This window comes from Planococcus salinus, from assembly GCF_003719725.1.
GTDB classification, from domain to species: domain Bacteria; phylum Bacillota; class Bacilli; order Bacillales_A; family Planococcaceae; genus Planococcus; species Planococcus salinus.
This window is the reverse complement of the sequence record NZ_RIAX01000002.1, coordinates 291,624-306,955: the sequence shown is the minus strand read 5'-3', so window position 1 is coordinate 306,955 and position 15,332 is coordinate 291,624. Positions and strand designations below refer to the sequence as shown.

Annotated in this window: 17 protein-coding genes; all 17 read left to right on the top strand. The window is 45.7% G+C overall.

Features of this window, described 5'->3' with window-relative positions; all coding sequences use genetic code 11:
* The first annotated feature begins 8 nt into the window (after positions 1–8).
* The 17 genes from ftsY to xerC all read left to right on the top strand — a co-directional run bounded on the left by ftsY (position 9) and on the right by xerC (position 15,324).
* Entirely contained in the window at positions 9–1,025 is a 1,017-nt protein-coding gene (gene ftsY, locus EEX84_RS04165) for a signal recognition particle-docking protein FtsY (protein ID WP_123164325.1), read from the top strand.
* Between the two features lie 67 nt (positions 1,026–1,092).
* Positions 1,093–1,416, top strand: a complete 324-nt coding sequence (locus EEX84_RS04160; RefSeq protein ID WP_123164472.1) for a putative DNA-binding protein — start codon at positions 1,093–1,095, stop codon at positions 1,414–1,416.
* A 12-nt stretch (positions 1,417–1,428) separates the two neighbouring features.
* On the top strand, positions 1,429–2,787 hold the full coding sequence (ffh, locus tag EEX84_RS04155; protein WP_123164324.1) for a signal recognition particle protein: 1,359 nt from the start codon (positions 1,429–1,431) through the stop codon (positions 2,785–2,787).
* Between the two features lie 92 nt (positions 2,788–2,879).
* Positions 2,880–3,152 carry a 30S ribosomal protein S16 gene (rpsP, locus tag EEX84_RS04150; RefSeq protein WP_052651220.1) on the top strand — a complete coding sequence of 91 codons (273 nt, stop codon included), beginning with the start codon at positions 2,880–2,882 and terminating at the stop codon, positions 3,150–3,152.
* Between the two features lie 12 nt (positions 3,153–3,164).
* A complete protein-coding gene (locus EEX84_RS04145; RefSeq protein ID WP_123164323.1) occupies positions 3,165–3,398 on the top strand; it encodes a KH domain-containing protein in 234 nt (77 codons plus the stop codon).
* A 151-nt stretch (positions 3,399–3,549) separates the two neighbouring features.
* Complete coding sequence (rimM, locus tag EEX84_RS04140; RefSeq protein WP_123164322.1) at positions 3,550–4,068, top strand: ribosome maturation factor RimM; 519 nt, start codon at positions 3,550–3,552, stop codon at positions 4,066–4,068.
* A complete protein-coding gene (gene trmD / locus EEX84_RS04135; protein WP_123164321.1) occupies positions 4,065–4,793 on the top strand; it encodes a tRNA (guanosine(37)-N1)-methyltransferase TrmD in 729 nt (242 codons plus the stop codon). The genes rimM and trmD overlap by 4 nt, the downstream gene beginning before the upstream one ends.
* A 132-nt stretch (positions 4,794–4,925) precedes the next feature.
* Positions 4,926–5,270 (top strand): 50S ribosomal protein L19, encoded by a 345-nt coding sequence (rplS, locus tag EEX84_RS04130; protein ID WP_123164320.1) that lies wholly within the window; start codon positions 4,926–4,928, stop codon positions 5,268–5,270.
* 100 nt (positions 5,271–5,370) lie between these two features.
* Positions 5,371–5,928, top strand: coding sequence for a signal peptidase I (gene lepB, locus EEX84_RS04125; protein WP_123164319.1), 558 nt, complete (start codon positions 5,371–5,373; stop codon positions 5,926–5,928).
* Positions 5,929–5,939: 11 nt separating this feature from the next.
* Positions 5,940–6,803, top strand: a complete 864-nt coding sequence (ylqF, locus tag EEX84_RS04120) for a ribosome biogenesis GTPase YlqF (protein WP_123164318.1) — start codon at positions 5,940–5,942, stop codon at positions 6,801–6,803.
* Positions 6,804–6,898: 95 nt separating this feature from the next.
* Positions 6,899–7,690 carry a ribonuclease HII gene (locus EEX84_RS04115; RefSeq protein WP_123164317.1) on the top strand — a complete coding sequence of 264 codons (792 nt, stop codon included), beginning with the start codon at positions 6,899–6,901 and terminating at the stop codon, positions 7,688–7,690.
* Positions 7,691–7,806: 116 nt separating this feature from the next.
* On the top strand, positions 7,807–8,967 hold the full coding sequence (sucC, locus tag EEX84_RS04110) for an ADP-forming succinate--CoA ligase subunit beta (protein ID WP_123164316.1): 1,161 nt from the start codon (positions 7,807–7,809) through the stop codon (positions 8,965–8,967).
* Between the two features lie 18 nt (positions 8,968–8,985).
* Positions 8,986–9,888 (top strand): succinate--CoA ligase subunit alpha, encoded by a 903-nt coding sequence (gene sucD, locus EEX84_RS04105; RefSeq protein WP_123164315.1) that lies wholly within the window; start codon positions 8,986–8,988, stop codon positions 9,886–9,888.
* A 67-nt stretch (positions 9,889–9,955) separates the two neighbouring features.
* The gene (gene dprA / locus EEX84_RS04100; protein WP_123164314.1) at positions 9,956–10,834 is read left to right on the top strand and encodes a DNA-processing protein DprA; all 879 of its coding nucleotides are present in this window, start codon (positions 9,956–9,958) and stop codon (positions 10,832–10,834) included.
* A gap of 130 nt (positions 10,835–10,964) precedes the next feature.
* Complete coding sequence (gene topA, locus EEX84_RS04095; protein WP_123164313.1) at positions 10,965–13,034, top strand: type I DNA topoisomerase; 2,070 nt, start codon at positions 10,965–10,967, stop codon at positions 13,032–13,034.
* Between the two features lie 18 nt (positions 13,035–13,052).
* Entirely contained in the window at positions 13,053–14,363 is a 1,311-nt protein-coding gene (gene trmFO, locus EEX84_RS04090; protein WP_123164312.1) for an FADH(2)-oxidizing methylenetetrahydrofolate--tRNA-(uracil(54)-C(5))-methyltransferase TrmFO, read from the top strand.
* Between the two features lie 82 nt (positions 14,364–14,445).
* Positions 14,446–15,324: a tyrosine recombinase XerC gene (gene xerC / locus EEX84_RS04085; RefSeq protein ID WP_192892918.1), complete on the top strand. Its 879-nt coding sequence runs from the start codon at positions 14,446–14,448 to the stop codon at positions 15,322–15,324.
* Positions 15,325–15,332: the final 8 nt, after the last annotated feature.

The following is a 15,332-nucleotide window of genomic DNA, read 5'->3' as shown; positions in this document are numbered from 1 at the left end:
GTGGTTAAATGAGTTTCTTTAAAAAGTTGAAAGATAAATTCTCAGGAAATAACGAAGCTGTGGAATCAACAGAAAAATACAAAGAAGGCCTGACGAAAACACGTACGGGTTTTACTTCGAAGATCAATGACCTGGTGGCGCGTTACCGCAAAGTGGATGAAGATTTTTTCGAAGATCTGGAAGAAATCCTGCTGCAGGCCGATGTCGGCTTTGAAACAGTCATGGAATTAATGGATCAACTGCGTTTTGAAGTGCAGCGTCAAAATGTCCGGGACACATCAAATGTCCAATCCGTGATTTCTGAAAAACTGGTGGAAATTTATCAGGCAGGTGAAGAAGAGACAAATGAACTGAATTTCTCGGATGACCTGACCGTAATTTTGATGGTCGGTGTCAATGGAGTCGGGAAAACAACGACCATCGGTAAGTTGGCTCATCGCTTTAAGCAGGAAGGCAAAACCGTTATGCTGGCGGCTGGAGATACGTTCCGGGCAGGTGCCATCGAACAATTGGATGTGTGGGGGCAGCGTGTCGGGGTTGATGTCATCAAGCAAAGCGAAGGCTCCGACCCGGCGGCAGTCATGTATGATGCTGTCCGTTCAGCGAAGTCCCGCGGTGTCGACGTATTGATCTGCGATACAGCAGGGCGCCTGCAGAACAAAGTCAATCTGATGAATGAATTGCAGAAAGTCCACCGTGTCATCTCGCGTGAAATCCCAGGAGCTCCCCATGAAGTCCTGCTGGCACTGGATGCGACGACCGGACAAAATGCGCTAATCCAGGCACAGACTTTCAAAGAAGTGACAGAAGTCACCGGTATCGTGCTGACAAAGTTGGACGGCACGGCAAAAGGCGGCATCGTCCTGGCGATTCGGAGCAAACTGAAGATTCCTGTCAAATTTGTCGGGCTTGGGGAACAGCTGGATGACCTGCAGCCGTTTGACCCGCAGAAATATGTCTATGGATTGTTCGCAGAAGGATTGGACAAAGAAGAACAACTTGAAAACGAAGAAGCAGACAAGTAAAATTACTTGACGGCTTAATTCATTTTCCTGTATGGTGAGGGTTATAAAGAGAGGTGAGCAGCTGATGATGGGATTGGAAAAAACGACGCGCATGAATTATTTATTCGACTTCTATCAAGAATTGCTGACGCCTAAACAACGTAATTATATGATGCTGTACTATTTAGATGACCATTCTCTCGGAGAAATTGCAGAAGCATATGATATTACACGCCAGGCAGTGTACGATAATATCCGGCGGACAGAAGCGATGCTGGAAGAATATGAAGAGAAATTACAGCTTTTCGAGAAATTTCAGAAGCGGCAGCAATTGGTGGCCGAGTTTGAAAAACACCCTTACACGGAAGAACGGGTAAGGGAATTTCTGAATCAGCTGAAAGAATGGGATTAGGAGGCGGAAAAGATGGCATTTGAAGGATTAGCCGAACGCCTGCAGGGCACCGTCCAAAAGATTAAAGGCAAAGGAAAAGTGTCTGAAGCAGACGTAAAAGAAATGATGCGCGAAGTCCGTTTCGCTTTGATCGAAGCGGACGTCAACTTAAAAGTAGTTAAGGGATTTGTAAAAAAGGTCAGTGAACGCGCAGTTGGGCAGGATGTTATGCAAAGCCTGACACCCGGCCAACAAGTCGTAAAAATCGTAAAAGATGAACTGACGAACTTAATGGGCGGGGAACAGAGTAAAATCGAATTCTCGACCAAGCAGCCGACTGTCATCATGATGGTCGGGCTTCAGGGTGCCGGTAAAACGACGACTACCGGGAAACTGGCGGGTGTACTGCGCAAAAAGCATAACCGCAAACCACTGCTGGTGGCAGCCGATGTTTATCGTCCAGCCGCTGTTCAGCAATTGGAAACCATCGGCAAGCAATTGTCACTTCCGGTTTTTTCGAAAGGCACTGAGCTCTCCCCGGTGGAGATTGCACGTCAAGCGATTGAGCATGCCAAAGAAGAACATTTGGATACTGTCATCATCGATACCGCGGGGCGCCTGCATGTGGATGAAGAGCTGATGCAGGAACTGAAAGATATCCGGGCGTTAAAAGAGCCGGATGAAATATTCCTGGTCGTCGATGCGATGACCGGTCAGGATGCAGTCAATGTTGCCCAGAATTTCAATGACAGCCTCGGCATCTCAGGTGTCATTCTGACGAAATTGGACGGAGATACACGGGGCGGTGCCGCTTTATCAATCCGGTCCGTAACGGAAAAGCCGATTAAATTCGTCGGTATGGGCGAAAAAATGGATGCCCTCGAAGCGTTTCATCCAGAGCGGATGGCTTCACGGATCCTTGGCATGGGGGATATGCTGTCACTCATCGAAAAAGCCCAGACCAACGTAGACGAAGAACGGGCAAAAGAGCTGGAAGAAAAGTTCCGCACTTCTTCTTTTACCTTTGATGACTTTTTGGAGCAGCTTGGTCAGGTGAAGCAGATGGGACCTCTCGATGAAATTTTGAAAATGTTGCCCGGTGCCAACAAAATCAAAGGGCTGGAGAACGCCCAAGTGGACGAAAGTCAGATGGACCGTGTTGAAGCGATCATTTATTCGATGACTCCGCAGGAAAAGACGACTCCGGAAATCATCAATGCCAACCGCAAAAAGCGCATTGCCAGAGGTTCAGGAACCACCATTCAGGATGTGAACCGCCTGTTGAAACAATTTGAAGACATGAAGAAAATGATGAAGCAAATGTCCGGCATGAACACGAAAAAAGGAAAAAAGAAGATGAATCTGCAAGGCCTGGATTCTCTTTTTAAGTAAATTTTCTACTGTTAAGAAAAAATACTTTACAAACTATTTAAAGCTTGATAATATAATATCTTGTGTGAAACTATTCGGAGGTGTTTTATAAAATGGCAGTAAAAATTCGTTTAAAACGTATGGGAGCTAAAAAATCTCCTTTCTATCGTATTGTAGTAGCTGACTCACGTGCTCCACGTGACGGCCGTCAAATTCAAACAGTAGGCACGTACAACCCGCTTACAGTTCCAGCTGAAGTGAAAATCGACGAAGAACTAGCGTTGAAATGGCTTCACGATGGTGCGAAACCATCTGATACTGTACGCAACTTGTTTTCTCAAAACGGCATTATGGAAAAATTCCATAATGAAAAACTAAGCAAGTAAGGGAGTTTTTCTATGAAGCAGCTGATTGAAAACATTGTGAAACCGTTGGTTGACCATCCGGACGATGTCCGAATTGAAACAGACGAAAACGCAAACCGTATCGTCTATAAGCTTTCCGTGCATTCAGAAGATACAGGGAAAGTGATCGGTAAGCAAGGACGCGTGGCGAAAGCGATTCGTTCGATTGTGTATTCAGCAGCAGGCAGTTATCATAAGAAAAAGACTTACGTGGATATTGTGGATTAAGAGAAAGGAAGGAGCCCCGGTTCCTTCCTTTTTTCTTCGGACCGGGAGATTCGAAGCAGCCTGCTTTTGTGCTGCTTCCTCTTCCTGCCTGATGTCATTATCCAGAAAGCAAAAAATCATACAGTATTTCTTATGGAAAGGATGGTTGCTCGTGGAATGGTTTAATGTAGGGAAAATCGTTAATACGCATGGCATCCGCGGAGAAGTCCGTGTCATGTCACGGACAGATTTTCCGGATGAACGTTTTGCCGTCGGGATGAAACTGGGACTGTTCAAACCGGATGCAAAAAAGCCGATTATGGTAACAATCGCCAGCCATCGGCAGCATAAAAACTTTGAATTGGTATCTTTTGAAGGATACCCGAATATCAATGATGTGCAGGAATTCAAAGAGTCCTATCTGAAAATTGCGGAGCATAACCTTACGGAACTTGAAGACCATGCTTATTACCACCATGAAATCCTGGGCTGCTCGGTTTATACAACGGAAGGCCGTGAAATCGGCAAAGTCAGTGAAATACTGGAAACCGGAGCAAATGACGTGTGGGAAGTGACTCCTTCGGAAGGGAAAAAGCATTACATCCCATATATCGAAGATGTGGTAAAAGAAGTGGATGTTGATGAAAAGAAAATCGTCATCGAAGCTATGGAAGGCCTGTTGTCGGAATGAATATAAATGTGCTGTCTTTATTTCCGGCCATGTTTGAAGGGGTCTTCAATCAATCGATTCTCAAAAAAGCGCAGGAAAAAAATGCGGTCTCGTTGAATGTCACGGATTTTCGCGAATTTGCGGATAACAAACGGCAAGTGGATGATTATCCTTTTGGCGGAGGGGCAGGAATGGTACTGAAGCCTGAACCGATTTTCAACGCGGTGGAAACATTGGCGACAGAGAAAAAGCCGCGCGTCATCTTGATGTGCCCACAAGGCGAACGCTTTACACAGCAGAAAGCTGAAGAGTTGGCAAAAGAACAAGAGCTGGTGTTTATCTGCGGGCATTATGAAGGATATGACGAGCGGATTCGGGAGTATTTGGTGACGGATGAAATTTCGATCGGTGATTTTGTTCTTACAGGTGGCGAACTGGCAGCGATGACTGTTATTGACAGTGTCGTCAGGCTGCTTCCGGGTGTCCTTGGAAATGCTGATTCACCGGTGCGTGATTCCTTCTCAACAGGCCTCCTTGAACACCCTCAATACACCCGTCCTGCAAAGTTCAGAGGTTGGGAAGTGCCCGCTGTATTGACATCAGGGAACCATGCCAAAGTTGATCAATGGCGTGAAGAGCAGACGCTGAGACGGACACTCGAAAGGCGACCGGATCTGCTTGAAAAAATCGAGTTGACAGATAAACAGAAAAAAATACTTTCTAATTTGGAACAACAAAAAAGATAACGGAATTGCTCTTGCACGCATCATCGATTAGTGATACTATGGACAATGTACTTTTATGTGAAGTACACGATCACGGTGTTCCGCTGCAACAGAAGATGACTGCAAGAGCATCTGTAGAAGGAGAGAAAAAACATGCAAAACATTATTGCAGAAATCACTAAAGAACAACTTCGTACGGATCTTCCAGATTTCCGTCCCGGAGATACTGTGCGCGTCCACGTGAAAGTTGTCGAGGGTACCCGCGAACGTATCCAGGTATACGAAGGAGTAGTAATCAGCCGTCGCGGAGGCGGAATCAGTGAATCATTCACAGTCCGCAAAATCTCTTACGGTGTTGGCGTTGAACGGACATTCCCTGTTCATACACCAAAAATTGCTCAGCTTGAAGTTACCCGTCGCGGTAAAGTTCGTCGTGCGAAATTGTACTACTTGCGCAACCTTCGCGGTAAAGCAGCTCGCATCAAAGAAATTCGATAAGATGGCATCACAGAAAGAGGGCGCATGCGCCCTCTTTCTTTTTTGCTAAAATATCGGATTCCTTGTACAATTAGGACAGAACGTTCAGGGAGGAACGCCCATGGAAACTGAAGGTAAGAAAAAAAATGAGATGTGGGAATGGTCGAAGGCTTTATTGATCGCATTTGGTCTTGCTGCCATTATCCGCTTTTTCTTTTTTACTCCAATCGTGGTGGACGGAGAGTCGATGATGCCGACATTGGAACATGGAGATCGGATGATTGTCAACAAAATCGGCTATACGGTCGGAGAGCCCGACCGATATGATATCGTTGTGTTTCATGCACCGGAGCAAAAAGATTATATAAAACGGATTATCGGCTTGCCGGGTGATCATGTCGCTTATGAAGAAGACCAATTGTACATCAATGGAGAAGCGGTGGAAGAGCCTTATTTGGCCTCTTACAAAGAAGGGATTTCCGGTACGCTGACTGAGGATTTCACTTTGGAGGAGTTAACCGGCCAAAGTACGGTACCTGATGGCTATGTGTTTGTCATGGGGGATAACCGCAGGGCAAGCAAAGACAGCCGCCACATCGGCGTTGTACCGATAGAGGAAATCGTCGGCAGTACAAATTTCGTTTTCTGGCCTTTTCCGGAAGCGGGCCTCGTGAAGTAAGGAGTGTTATTATGACGATACAATGGTTTCCCGGGCATATGGCCAAAGCGCGCAGGGAAGTAACAGAAAAACTGAAATTGGTGGATATTATATTCGAACTGGTGGATGCCAGATTGCCGTTGTCTTCGCGCAATCCGATGATTGACCAGGTGATCCAGCAAAAACCCCGCCTGATTATTTTAAACAAAATGGACATGGCGGATGAAGCGGAAACGAAGAAATGGATCCACTATTTCGAAAAGCAGGGAAACCGTGCAGTGGCGATCAATTCACTTGAAGGCAAAGGGCTGCAGCTGGTGACGAAGGCATCAAAAGAAATATTGTCTGAGAAATGGGACCGGATGATTGCCAAAGGCATTAAGCCACGTGCCATCCGGGCTATGATCGTCGGTATACCGAATGTCGGGAAGTCGACGTTGATTAACCGCCTTTCCAAGAAAAGCTTGGCCAAAACGGGGAATATGCCCGGCGTTACAAAAGCCCAGCAATGGATTAAAGTTGGAAAAGAAATTGAATTGCTTGATACACCTGGAATTTTGTGGCCGAAATTTGAAGACCCTGAAACAGGGTTGAAATTGGCTGTAACAGGTGCCATAAAAGATTCAGTCATTCAGATGCAGGAATTGGCGGTTTACGCATTGAAATTTTTGGAATCCCGCTATCCCGATCGTTTAAAAGAACGTTATGGCTTAGATGAAATAGACGAAGATATTGTCAACAGCTTTGATCATATCGGAAAAAAGAGACGATGTATCACAGCGGGCGGCGAAATCGATTACGATATGACAGCAGAAGTTATCGTCCGCGATATCCGCAATCAGCATTTCGGTCGAGTCACTTTTGATTATCGGGACGAGATGATTGAAGACGAATGACTTCTCTGCCTTATTTATTGGAGTACTGGAGGCTGGCCCGAACACGGGTTCAGCCTCTTTGTTGTTTTACTATAACGAGGAAATGGAATGATGATATGGAGTCTGTATCACAACTGAAAGAAAAATTGAAGCTGGCCGAAACATGGGAACCCTGGATGGCGGATCTGGAGAAGGATCCTAGGAAAAGCGTTCAGACGTTAGTGGCGGCATGGCATAGAAGAAAAAAACTGAGGGAAAGCTTAGTACATAATCATCAATTGAAGGAACGGTTTGATGGATCATTTAAAGAAAACACCGCAAACAAAGTAGCCGGGATTGACGAAGCGGGCCGTGGGCCGATCGCAGGTCCTGTAGTGACTGCCGCTGTTATTCTGCCGGAAGACTGTACGGAACTCCTCGGCCTTGATGATTCCAAAAAAATAACGAAATCAAAACGGGAGCGATTTGCTGAAATCATAAAAAAACTTGCCGTGAGTTATGCTGTGCATATCCAGTCTTCCGAAGAAATCGACCGGCACAATATCTATCAAGCAACAAAGCTCTCCATGGCAAAAGCAGCCGCGGCACTCAGCGTTCAGCCTGATGTTGTGTTGGCTGATGCGATGCAACTGGATCTGGCGGTTCCGTGTCACTCCGTCATCAAAGGGGACGCAAAAAGCCTGTGCATTGCAGCAGCTTCTATTTTAGCCAAGACTGAGCGCGATAACATCATGGAGCGATACGCAGAGGAATACCCGCTGTATGGATTTGAGAAACACGCTGGATATGGCACAAAAGAACATGTTGCGGCACTTGAGCTTCATGGGCCCTGCCTGATTCATCGGAAGACTTTTGAGCCGGTGAAGACGATCCTGGCGAAACAGTGCTCAGTAAATGAAAGTCAATGATGGTTGCCGTGAAGTTTCTGGACTAGCTCCGACAACTGTGGACATTTTGTGGCAACTTTATTACAATGGTAGAGGTACTAAAATTACGAGATAGACGGTTGATTGGAGGACAAAAGATGAATATCCATGAATATCAGGGAAAACAAGTCCTGAGACAATATGGCGTAGCAGTTCCTGAAGGCCATGTAGCTTTTTCTCCGGAAGAAGCGGTCAAAGCAGCAAAAGAACTTGGTACGGATGTTGTCGTGGTGAAAGCACAAATCCATGCAGGCGGACGCGGTAAAGCGGGTGGTGTCAAGCTGGCGAAAAACCTGGACGAAGTACGCGCTTACGCAAAAGAATTGCTTGGCAAAGTGCTTGTCACTCACCAAACAGGCCCAGAAGGCAAAGAAGTGAAACGTCTGTATATTGAAGCAGGCAGCAACATCGAAAAAGAATACTACCTTGGATTGGTTCTTGACCGGGAAACTTCACTCGTCAATTTGATGGGATCAGAAGAAGGCGGGATGGACATTGAAGAAGTGGCAGCCAATACGCCAGACCGTATTTTCTATGAAGAAATCGATCCGGTTGTCGGCTTGACTGGCTTCCAGGCACGCCGTATGGCATTCAATATGAATATCCCGGCAAAACTTGTCAACAAAGCAGCTAAGCTGATGCTTGGCCTTTACCAGGCTTATCTGGAAAAAGATGCTTCGATTGTTGAGATTAATCCGTTGGTAGTGACAGGTGACGGCCAGGTAGTCGCATTGGACGCAAAGTTCAATTTTGACGCCAACGCTTTATACCGTCATCAGGATATCATGGAAATGCGTGATTACGACGAAGAAGATCCAAAAGAAATCGAAGCTTCCAAGTATGACTTGAGCTACATTTCTTTGGATGGAAACATCGGCTGTATGGTAAATGGTGCCGGCCTTGCGATGGCGACAATGGATACCATCAATTACTACGGCGGAACACCCGCTAACTTCCTTGACGTTGGGGGCGGTGCCACTGCTGAAAAAGTAACGGAAGCCTTTAAAATCATTCTTTCTGACCAGAATGTCAAAGGGATTTTCGTAAACATTTTCGGCGGTATCATGAAATGTGACGTCATTGCAGAAGGTGTCATCCAAGCGGCAAAAGAAGTCAGCTTGAATGTGCCATTGGTTGTACGTCTTGAAGGAACAAACGTTGAATTGGGTAAAAAACTGCTGAACGAATCAGATCTTGATATTGTAGCTGCCGGAACAATGGCAGATGGCGCTAAAAAGATTGTAGAACTTGTAGGCTAAAGAAGGGCAGGGACAAAAATGAGTGTATACATTAACAAAGACACAAAAGTGCTTGTACAGGGAATTACAGGGTCAACTGCCCTTTTCCATACCAAGCAAATGCTTGAATACGGAACAAAAATCGTAGCAGGTGTAACGCCCGGAAAAGGCGGGACTGAAGTTGAAGGAGTACCTGTTTTCAATACAGTGGAAGACGCTGTAAAAGCTACAGGTGCGAATGTATCTGTAATTTATGTGCCGGCTCCTTTTGCTGCAGATGCAATCCTTGAAGCCACTGAAGCTGGGTTGGACATGGCAATCTGCATCACTGAGCACATTCCGGTACTGGATATGGTTAAAGTGAAACGTTATATGGAAGGCAAGAAAACCCGTCTGGTCGGGCCGAACTGCCCGGGCGTTATCACACCGGAAGAATGCAAAATCGGCATCATGCCTGGATACATCCATAAAAAAGGGCATGTTGGCGTAGTGTCACGTTCTGGTACATTGACGTATGAAGCGACGCACCAACTGTCTGAAGAAGGCATTGGCCAGTCAACTGCTGTTGGTATCGGGGGAGACCCGGTCAACGGCACAAACTTCATCGATGTATTAGCAGAGTTCAACGAAGATGACGATACATTGGCTGTTGTCATGATCGGTGAGATCGGCGGGACAGCGGAAGAAGAAGCTGCAGAATGGATCAAAGCGAATATGACAAAACCGGTTGTCGGCTTTATCGGCGGGCAAACTGCACCTCCAGGAAAACGCATGGGCCATGCCGGCGCCATTATTTCCGGTGGTAAAGGAACTGCTGCAGACAAGATCAAAGCGATGAACGAAGCCGGTATTGAAGTGGCAGATACGCCATCTGTCATCGGTGAGACATTGATCAAAGTCATCAAAGAAAAAGGTTTGTATGAGCAATGTAAAACACATTAATTGAAAAACAAGGTGCATCATAATCGATGCACCTTATTTTTCTTTACCTAATTATTGGAGGGATGAAATGGAAAGTGATTTTCAGCACAGGCTGTTGGCCTTGCATTATGTGTATCCAAAACCGTTAAGCCGATTAAACCGGATTTTAGAAAAGGACCCGGAACTGCAATTTTTTTACCGCATGCCCATCTACGAATTAGCCGAAGCACTGAATATCCCCTCTGCTCAAGCCGGCCGCATTAAATCAGCGTATATCCATTCCCTGCAAATCCCTTTCAGGCAGATTTACGAAAAACACTCCATCTTCCCCATCTCTTTTAAACATTCCATTTATCCATCAAGTTTGCACGATTTGATTGATCCTCCGGTGGTGTTATATGCCAAAGGACATATCGATTTGCTGGCCCATCCTTCTAAAATCGCCATTATTGGTTCGAGAGAGGCCTCCGTTTACTCGGAACTGGCCTTGTCCAAAATCATTCCTCCCTTAATTGATCAAAATACGGTTATTGTCAGTGGACTGGCAAAAGGGGCAGACGCCATGGCGCATTCCAAAACCATAAAAATGGGCGGCCGGACGATCGCGGTTGTAGGCAGCGGTTTTTTACATCCCTACCCGAAAGAAAACGCAGTTCTGCAATATATAATAGAAGAAAATCATTTGCTTGTCAGCGAATACCCACCGTATATGCCGCCGAAAAAGTGGAATTTTCCAATGCGGAACCGAATTATCAGTGGTTTATCCAAAGGTATAGTGGTCACAGAAGCGAAAGTGAAAAGCGGAACGTTAAGTACGATTGAACATGCACTGGACCACGGAAAAGATATTTTCGCGGTCCCTGGAAATATCGATTCAGCACTGTCGGAAGGACCGCACAAACTCATTAAAGAAGGGGCTAAGCCGGTCTGGAACGGCTGGCAAATACTCGAAGAATACGAGCGATAAGGGGCGTAAAAAAAGTGCATGAGACAAAAAACCTTGCATTCCTATAAAAACTGTTATACATTTTGCACAGGTAATTCTTATTAACCAACATATGTTACGTTTTAAGAAACCTCTACAAGGAGGAGTATGAATGGCGGATTTTTTAGTGATTGTCGAATCGCCTGCAAAAGCGAAGACAATTGAGCGGTATTTGGGGAAAAAGTATAAAGTTCGTGCTTCTCTCGGACATTTACGTGATCTGCCCCGGAGCCAAATGGGAATAGACTTTGAAAATAATTATGAACCCCGTTATATTACCATTCGAGGCAAAGGCCCGATTTTGCAGGAATTGAAAAAAGAAGCAAAAAAAGCGAAAAAAGTCTTTCTGGCAGCTGACCCCGACAGAGAAGGGGAGGCGATTGCCTGGCACCTGGCCAATGCTCTCGGCATTGATGAAGATACTGAAAGCCGGGTGGTATTCAATGAAATTACAAAAGATGCCATCAAGGATTCTTTTAAACATCCTCGAAAGATCGACATGGATTTAGTGGATGCCCAACAGGCCAGACGCGTTTTGGACCGTTTGGTTGGTTATAGCATAAGCCCGCTTCTATGGAAAAAAGTGAAAAAAGGATTATCTGCAGGACGCGTCCAGTCAGTCGCCCTGAGGTTAATCATCGATCGGGAAAATGAAATCAAAAACTTTGAGCCGGATGAATACTGGTCAATCACAGGAGAATTCGAAAAGAACAAAAAGAAATTTGAGGCTCAATTTTACGGAAATGCTTCCGAAAAAATAGAATTAAAAAACGAAGAAGATGTAAAAGCCGTCATGGCCACGATGAAAGGAAATGACTTTTCGGTAAACCGGGTAGTTAAAAAAGAGAGAAAAAGAAACCCCTCTCCATCTTTCACAACTTCATCCCTTCAACAGGAAGCGGCCCGCAAATTGAATTTCCGCGCCAAAAAGACGATGATGCTTGCTCAGCAGTTGTATGAAGGTATTTCTATCGGAAAAGAAGGCATCACCGGTTTGATCACTTACATGCGGACTGATTCAACACGCATTTCAGAAACAGCAAAAAATGATACCATCCAGTTTATCTCTGAAAAATACGGAGAAGAATATGTAACGAGCAAAGCAGCAGGCAAGCAATCCGCCAAATCGCAGGATGCCCATGAAGCGGTTCGGCCGACAAGTGTACTGCGCACACCTGAATCGTTGAAAAGTATTCTGTCACGCGATTTGCATCGTCTGTACAAATTGATATGGGACCGTTTTGTCGCGAGCCAAATGTCTCCTGCTGTCCTGGATACGGTGATGGCTGAACTGCAGAATGGAGAAGCAGTGTTCCGCGCAAATGGATCTCAAGTGAAGTTTCCCGGTTTCATGAAATTGTACATCGAAGGAACAGATGACCAAAAAGAAGAAAAAGATAATATTTTGCCGGAAATGTCCGAAGGCGATGTCGTCAAAGCGCTGGAAATCAATCCGAAGCAGCATTTCACACAACCGCCGCCCCGCTTTACGGAGGCGCGACTTGTACGTACGCTGGAAGAATTGGGAATAGGCCGTCCTTCAACATATGCCCCGACTTTGGATACCATTCAAAGACGTGGTTATGTCACATTGGACGCCAAACGGTTTATTCCGACAGAACTTGGAGAAATAGTCCATCAACTGGTATCGGAATTTTTCCCTGATATACTGAACATCGAATTTACAGCGAAGATGGAGCATGATCTCGACAGTGTAGAAGACGGCGATGTCGAATGGCGCAATATTATCGATACTTTCTTCCGGGAATTCGAGAAAGACCTTAAAGTGGCCGAAATAGAAATGGAAAAAGTCGAGATAAAAGACGAACCTGCCGGTGAAGATTGTGAACAATGCGGTTCACCGATGGTTTTCAAACTGGGCCGTTATGGCAAGTTCATGGCTTGCAGCAATTTCCCGGATTGCCGGAACACGAAAGCGATCGTCAAGCACATCGGTGTGAAGTGCCCGACATGTAAAGAAGGCGAAATCGTGGAACGGAAAAGCAAGAAAAGACGAATATTTTATGGCTGCGAGCGTTATCCGGAATGTGATTTTGTTTCCTGGGATAAACCGATTGAACGGCCATGTCCGAAATGCAATGAGTTGCTGGTTGAAAAGAAAGTGAAAAAAGGAGTTCAAATCAACTGCACAAATTGCGACTATAAAGAAGAAGTTCAATAATTGATAGAGGTGTTTGATATGACGAAATATGTAAACGTAATCGGTGCCGGCCTGGCTGGAAGCGAGGCGGCTTGGCAAATCGCCAAACGGGGAGTCAATGTGCGTCTATATGAAATGCGGCCTGTAAAGCAGACGCCAGCTCATCATACCGATAAATTTGCTGAATTGGTCTGCAGCAATTCTCTTCGCGCGAATGCTCTGACCAATGCTGTCGGCGTGATCAAGGAAGAGATGCGTCATATGGATTCAGTGATCATCGATTCAGCAGACCGCGCTTCAGTTCCGGCAGGCGGCGCCCTTGCGGTGGACCGTCACGAATTTGCGGGTGCTGTTACAGAGAAAGTTCGTAACCACCCGTTGATTGAAGTGTTCAATGAAGAAGTAACGGAGATCCCGGAAGGCATTACAGTTATCGCGACAGGCCCCTTAACTTCTCCAGCGCTTGCTGAAAAAGTGCGCCAATTGACTGGCGAGGATTACCTGTACTTCTATGACGCAGCAGCGCCGATTGTCGAAAAGGACAGCATCGACATGGATAAAGTATATTTAAAATCCCGCTATGACAAAGGCGAAGCCGCTTATCTGAACTGTCCGATGACGGAAGAAGAGTTCAAACGTTTCCACAACGCTCTGGTAGAAGCTGAAGTGGTGCCGTTGAAAGAGTTTGAAAAAGAGATTTACTTTGAAGGCTGCATGCCAATTGAAGTAATGGCTGCCAGAGGAGAAAAGACTTTGACGTTTGGACCGATGAAGCCAGTTGGCCTGGAGGATCCGAAAACAGGAAAGCGTCCATATGCAGTTGTTCAATTGCGGCAGGACGATGCTGCCGGAACACTTTACAACATTGTCGGCTTTCAGACACATTTGAAATGGGGTCCTCAAAAAGAGGTTCTGAAGTTGATTCCGGGCCTTGAAAATGTGGAAATTGTCCGTTATGGCGTTATGCATCGCAATACGTTCATCAATTCGCCAAGAGTTTTGAAGCCGACTTATCAATTGAAAGCAAATCCGGAAATTTTCTTTGCAGGACAGATGACCGGTGTGGAAGGTTACGTGGAATCTGCAGGCAGTGGCTTGTTGGCGGGGCTGAACGCAGCAAAATTGGCGCTTGGCGAAGAGCTCCATGTCTTTCCTGCTGAAACAGCTCTGGGGAGCATGGCCCGGTACATTACCGAAGCCGATGGATCGAATTTCCAGCCGATGAACATCAATTTTGGTTTGTTTCCGGATTTGGGACAACGCATCAAATCGAAACAGGAGCGCGCCGAGAAGCATGCCGAAAGAGCACTTGCATCGATTCGAAATTATATGAATACAGTGACTGTTTAATTGCTTAAAGCCTCTAAATGTTGTTATAATTTAGAGGCTTTTGTAATTGTGGAAAGGTGGGCTTTGCGTGGAGAAAGAAAAAATGCTTACCTCGTTTATGGGTTATATCCAACTCGAAAAGAATTATTCTGAACATACTGTCCACCATTACGAACAGGATTTGGCGGCTTTTTTTCTGTTCCTCAGCGAAGAAGGAGTGCCGAACATCGAAGAAGTGGAATATTTGCATGCCAGAAATTACGTGACAAAACTATATGAGGAAAAACTTTCCAGGGCAACAGTTTCAAGGAAGATTTCTTCCATCCGTTCTTTTTTCCGGTACGCTAACCGGGAATTTGGGTTAAGCGAAGCGGCCTTCCGCTCTTTGTTCCACCCTAAAAAAGAGGAACGGCTCCCACAGTTTTTTTATGAGGAAGAACTTGAACAGTTGTTTGTCTCCGTTCAGGGGGAAGACAAATTATCCATCCGGAACACGGCCCTCCTGGAGTTGCTTTATGCGACTGGAATGCGGGTCAGTGAATGTGTTTCACTTCGGATGCAGGATCTGGACCGGCAAATGCAGATTGTGAAAGTAATGGGAAAAGGACGGAAAGAACGATATATTCCGTATGGAGAATTCGCGTCCGAAGCACTGGAACGTTATATTGAGGAAGCCCGTCCTAAACTGATGAAACAGCGGGAGCATGTGTCATTGTTTGTAAACAGCCGGGGAGAGCCGTTGACTGACAGAGGGGTGCGCCACATCTTGACGGAATGCATGAAAAAAGCCTCCGCCAATTCGGCCATCTACCCCCATATGATCCGTCATACATTCGCTACGCATTTATTGAATAATGGAGCGGATATGCGGACGGTGCAGGAGCTGCTCGGCCATTCGCATTTGAGCTCTACACAAGTCTATACCCATGTAACAAAAGAACATTTAAGAAACACATATCTGAAATCTCACCCAAGAGCATAGAAAGGGGT

Coding starts and splice junctions, on each gene's coding strand:
- ftsY (WP_123164325.1), top strand. CDS start 9: ATGAGTTTCTTTAAAAAGTTGAAAGATAAATTCTCAGGAAATAACGAA.
- EEX84_RS04160 (WP_123164472.1), top strand. CDS start 1,093: ATGGGATTGGAAAAAACGACGCGCATGAATTATTTATTCGACTTCTAT.
- ffh (WP_123164324.1), top strand. CDS start 1,429: ATGGCATTTGAAGGATTAGCCGAACGCCTGCAGGGCACCGTCCAAAAG.
- rpsP (WP_052651220.1), top strand. CDS start 2,880: ATGGCAGTAAAAATTCGTTTAAAACGTATGGGAGCTAAAAAATCTCCT.
- EEX84_RS04145 (WP_123164323.1), top strand. CDS start 3,165: ATGAAGCAGCTGATTGAAAACATTGTGAAACCGTTGGTTGACCATCCG.
- trmD (WP_123164321.1), top strand. CDS start 4,065: ATGAATATAAATGTGCTGTCTTTATTTCCGGCCATGTTTGAAGGGGTC.
- rplS (WP_123164320.1), top strand. CDS start 4,926: ATGCAAAACATTATTGCAGAAATCACTAAAGAACAACTTCGTACGGAT.
- lepB (WP_123164319.1), top strand. CDS start 5,371: ATGGAAACTGAAGGTAAGAAAAAAAATGAGATGTGGGAATGGTCGAAG.
- ylqF (WP_123164318.1), top strand. CDS start 5,940: ATGACGATACAATGGTTTCCCGGGCATATGGCCAAAGCGCGCAGGGAA.
- EEX84_RS04115 (WP_123164317.1), top strand. CDS start 6,899: ATGGAGTCTGTATCACAACTGAAAGAAAAATTGAAGCTGGCCGAAACA.
- sucC (WP_123164316.1), top strand. CDS start 7,807: ATGAATATCCATGAATATCAGGGAAAACAAGTCCTGAGACAATATGGC.
- sucD (WP_123164315.1), top strand. CDS start 8,986: ATGAGTGTATACATTAACAAAGACACAAAAGTGCTTGTACAGGGAATT.
- dprA (WP_123164314.1), top strand. CDS start 9,956: ATGGAAAGTGATTTTCAGCACAGGCTGTTGGCCTTGCATTATGTGTAT.
- topA (WP_123164313.1), top strand. CDS start 10,965: ATGGCGGATTTTTTAGTGATTGTCGAATCGCCTGCAAAAGCGAAGACA.
- trmFO (WP_123164312.1), top strand. CDS start 13,053: ATGACGAAATATGTAAACGTAATCGGTGCCGGCCTGGCTGGAAGCGAG.
- xerC (WP_192892918.1), top strand. CDS start 14,446: ATGCTTACCTCGTTTATGGGTTATATCCAACTCGAAAAGAATTATTCT.